Source organism: Roseateles sp. P5_B10, from assembly GCF_056400485.1.
The window spans coordinates 1-4,406 of the sequence record NZ_JBFULE010000443.1; the positions used below are offsets into that span (position 1 = coordinate 1).

The window sequence follows — 4,406 nt, forward strand, 5'->3', positions numbered from 1 at the left end:
CCCGAGCACCTGACTCGATACGCACGTTGGAGCCGATATACACCGGGCCCTCGATGTGGACCTTGTCCCAGTCCACCGACGTGTTCAGCCCCACCCACACCTGCGGCCGCACCTCGCGCCCAGGGATGTCCATTTGCGCGACGCCACCGGCCATGACCTGCTGGGTGACGGCCCAATAATCGGTCACGCGGCCGATGTCGATCCAGTTGAACGGCCGTTTCTGCGCAAAGAAGGGCAGGCCCTTCTCCACCAGCAGCGGAAACAGCTGGCTGCCGATGTCGAACTCGACGCCCGACGGGATCAGGTCGAGCACTTCGGGCTCGAAGATGTAAATGCCGGTCGACGCCAGGTTGCTCCTCGCCTCCTCGGGCTTGGGCTTTTCCTGGAAGGAAGTCACCCGGCCCTCGGCGTCAGCGACAACAATGCCGTAGTTTTTGGTCTGGTCACGAGGCACTTCGAGAGTCACGACGCTTGCGATGGCTCCCTTGGACTTGTGCTCGGCAAGCGCCGCGGCGATGTCCAGATCGATGACGGCATCGCCGCACAGCACGAGGAAGGTTTCATCGAAGAAACCGCCGAAGTCCTGGATCTTGCGCATGCCTCCTGCCGAGCCGACCGGCTTACAGATCACCTCGCCTTGCTCGCGAACGCCTTCGTAGGAGTAACCGAGCTCAACGCCCCACCGATGACCCGAGCCGAAGTAGTTCTCTATCTTCCAGTGCATGAAGGCCACGTTGACCATGACCTGCTTGACGCCATGGCGCGCCAGATGCTCGACCAGATACTCCATGACCGGCTTGCCCAGGATGGGCACCATCGGCTTGGGCGTGTGCTTCGTCAACGGGCGCACCCGCGTTCCCTGGCCCGCGGCCAGGATCATTGCTTTGGCCATGCCGGCCTCCTAACGTAGTGACGGTTGCACCAAAGCAAGCAAGCGGCGGGCCTGCCGCACACAGTTAGGGGGTCAGCCGCGGCCGATACCTCGATAGTCGATGCCCAGCGCCTTCATCAGCTTGGGGTCGTAGAGGTTGCGGCCGTCGAAGACAACAGGTGCCTTGAGCTTCGACTTGATGGCGTCGAAATCCGGCGTGCGGAATTCCTTCCACTCCGTCACGATCAGCAGTGCGTCCGCGCCCTGCAGCGCCGCCTCGGCGCGCTCGACCAGCGTCACGTCGTCACGCGGGCCAATCACGCGAGCCGTTTCCGGCATCGACACCGGGTCGTAGGCTGCGACGGTTGCACCGCGCCGGGTCAGCTCATCGATGATGACCAACGATGGTGCCTCGCGCATGTCGTCGGTGTTCGGCTTGAATGCCAAGCCCCAGATGGCGAAGCGGCGGCCCTTGAGGTCGTCGCCGAAACGCGCCACGACCTTGTCGACCAGCACGCGCTTCTGGCGTTCATTGGCTTCTTCCACGGCGGTCAACACCTTCAGCGGAATACCGTTGTCGGCGGCGGTCTTCACCAGCGCCTTGACATCCTTCGGGAAGCAGGAACCGCCATAACCGGCGCCAGCGTAAAGGAACTGATAGCCGATGCGCGGATCAGAGCCGATGCCGCGCCGAACCAGCTCGATGTCGGCGCCCACGCGCTCCGCCAGCAGCGCCAGCTCGTTCATGAAACTGATGCGTGTGGCCAGCATCGCATTGGCGGCGTACTTGGTGAACTCGGCGCTCTTCACGTCCATGACCAGCATGCGGTCCKGCGTGCGGTTGAACGGCGCATACAGGGCGCGCATCAACAGCGTGGCCTGCTCGTCGTCGGAGCCAATGACGACGCGATCAGGCTTCATGAAGTCGTCGACCGCCGCACCTTCCTTCAGGAACTCAGGATTGGAGACGACGGCATATGCCATGTCTCCGAGGCCACGCTTTTCGAGTTCTTCCTTGACCGCAGCGCGGACCTTGTCGGCTGTGCCGACCGGCACCGTGCTCTTGTCGACGATGACCTTGTAGTCCGTCATGCGCTGGCCGATGGAGCGGGCCGCGGCCACCACGTACTGAAGGTCGGCCGAGCCGTCTTCGTCAGGCGGCGTGCCCACGCCGATGAAGAGCAGCGTGCCGTGCTGTACGGCCATGTCCACATCGGTGGTGAATTGCAGGCGGCCGGCCGCCACATTGCGGCGCACCACTTCGAGCAGGCCGGGTTCGTGAATAGGGATCTCGCCGTCGTTGAGGACGCGGATCTTTTCGGGATTCACGTCCAGACAAACCACGTGGTTGCCCATTTCGGCCAAGCAGGCTCCGGTGACCAGGCCCACGTAGCCGGTGCCGATGGCGGTGACTTTCATTCTCAATCCTCGTGCAAAAAACGGTTAACCCGTTTGTAACGCAGTCACGTGACGGTCCAGTGCCATTCAGACCTTGTAGTAGTCCCGATACCAGGCGACAAACCGCTGGATTCCTTCAGGTACAGGCATCGCCGGACGGAAACCCGTCCACTCGGCCAGCTCCTCGACATCAGCATGCGTAGCCGGCACATCACCATCCTGCATGGGCATGAAGTTCTTGACAGCCTCGCGGCCCGCGGCCTGCTCGATGGCCTCGATGAAGCTCATCAGCTGGATGGGTGCGTGGTTGCCGATGTTGAAGACGCGGTAGGGGGCGCTGGAGCGCGCCGGATCGGCCTTGTTGGGGTTGTAGTTGGGGTCGGCGGTAGCCGTGCGGTCCAGGACGCGCACGACGCCCTCGGCGATGTCGTCGATGTAGGTGAAGTCGCGGACCATCTTGCCGTGATTGAACACGTTGATGGGCCGCCCTTCGATGATGGCCTTGGTGAACAGGAAGAGCGCCATGTCCGGCCGGCCCCACGGGCCATACACCGTAAAGAAGCGCAGGCCCGTCGTTGGCAGCCCAAAGAGGTGTGAATAGGTGTGGGCCATCAGCTCATTGGCCTTTTTCGTCGCGGCATAGAGGCTGATGGGGTGGTCGACGCTGTGGTGCTCCGAGAACGGCATCAGCGTGTTGCCACCGTAGACGCTGGAGCTGGACGCATAGGCCAGGTGCTGCACACCGCCGTGGCGACAGCCTTCCAGGATGTTGGTGAAGCCAACGATGTTGCTGTCGATGTAGGCGTGGGGGTTTTCGATTGAGTAGCGCACGCCGGCCTGCGCCGCCAGGTGCACCACGCGTTCGAAGCGCTCATCGGCAAACAGCTTGGCCATGCCGGCGCGGTCGGCCACATCCATTTGCACGAAGCTGAAGCCCGGGTTGGGCGTCAGGCGGGCCAGGCGATCGTGCTTGAGCTGCGGGCTGTAGTAGTCGTTGAGGTTGTCCAAGCCCACGACCTGGTCACCACGTGCCAGAAGGATCTGGCAGACATGCATGCCGATGAAGCCGGCAGCGCCGGTGACGAGAACTTTCAAGACCAATCCTCCAAAAAAGCCAACGCCGATTGTCGTGCAGCGCACAGCAGGGCGCGATCATTGCCCCACCCCCGAGACAAGGTCGCTCGAGTTGGCCCGGGCCTTGCCAGCGAGCGCCCGCGCGACCGAAGAGGGACGCTCCCGGTTCAGTGGCGCCGGAACAGACCGGCGACTCCCGGCTTGGTGAGCAGCGGCACGCGATAGTTGCTCATGAATGTCTTCAGGCTCTTCAGGTGCATACGCGCCGAGCGGCTGAAGACGTCTACGCTGGCTCGCTGATGATCGTGCACCAGCACCGCGCCGGCGCAGCAAACCACCTGATGACCCGACTTCCAGACGCGGGCACACAGGTCCACGTCCTCCATGTACAGGAAGTAGCTTTCGTCCATGCCACCGATGGAACGGAAAAGATCTGTACGAATGACGAAGCCCGTACCCATCACCCAGTCGGCGTGAAAGGGCGCGCCGCTGGCCCAGGCGTCCATCATCATGTGCGAGGCGACCGACTTGCGAATGAAGGGCAGGTTCCCCAGACGGGATCGCCGGCCGATGATGTCCATCAGGCTGTAGAAGCGCCGCGCGGAAAACTGCCTCGACCGATCGGGGTTCACCAGGTCCAAGCCGATCAGCCCGACCTTGGGCTGCGTGTCCAGGAGCTCCAGCGCCTTCTGGATCGACTGGTCGACGAAATAGGTGTCGGGGTTCAGCACCAGCAGATATTCGGAATCAACCTCGGCCAATCCGGTGTTGATGCCCGCCGAGAACCCGCCATTGCGGTCGGAAGCGATGAAGCGGACACCAGGCGGCAGCTGGGCGCGGAGCACCGACAGGGAATCGTCCGGGGACGCGTTGTCCACCACGATCACGTCGGCATCCCGCTCGATGACACCGTATTGCTGCATCGAGGCGACGCACTTCAGCACCAGGCGGGGCGTCGCGTAATTGACGATCAAGGCAGACAACTTCGACAAGGCATCTTCTCCAACTCAGGTTCTGAACTCAACGACGCTGCTTGAGCTGCAGCGTGGCATCGACGTACAGC

At 62.7% G+C, this 4,406-nt stretch carries 4 protein-coding genes; all 4 read right to left on the reverse strand.

The genetic code is table 11. The features are described from left to right. The coding region (locus tag AC1DU6_RS21470) for a nucleotidyltransferase family protein (RefSeq protein ID WP_477859463.1) at nt 1–880 on the reverse strand (880 nt) is incomplete at its 3' end. Nucleotides 881–964: 84 nt separating this feature from the next. Further along, complete coding sequence (locus tag AC1DU6_RS21475) at nt 965–2,290, reverse strand: UDP-glucose dehydrogenase family protein (RefSeq protein ID WP_477859465.1); 1,326 nt, start codon at nt 2,288–2,290, stop codon at nt 965–967. Between the two features lie 66 nt (nt 2,291–2,356). After that, nucleotides 2,357–3,364 (reverse strand): NAD-dependent epimerase, encoded by a 1,008-nt coding sequence (locus AC1DU6_RS21480; RefSeq protein ID WP_056204523.1) that lies wholly within the window; start codon nt 3,362–3,364, stop codon nt 2,357–2,359. A gap of 146 nt (nt 3,365–3,510) precedes the next feature. Next, on the reverse strand, nt 3,511–4,317 hold the full coding sequence (locus tag AC1DU6_RS21485; protein ID WP_477859467.1) for a glycosyltransferase family 2 protein: 807 nt from the start codon (nt 4,315–4,317) through the stop codon (nt 3,511–3,513). Nucleotides 4,318–4,406: the final 89 nt, after the last annotated feature.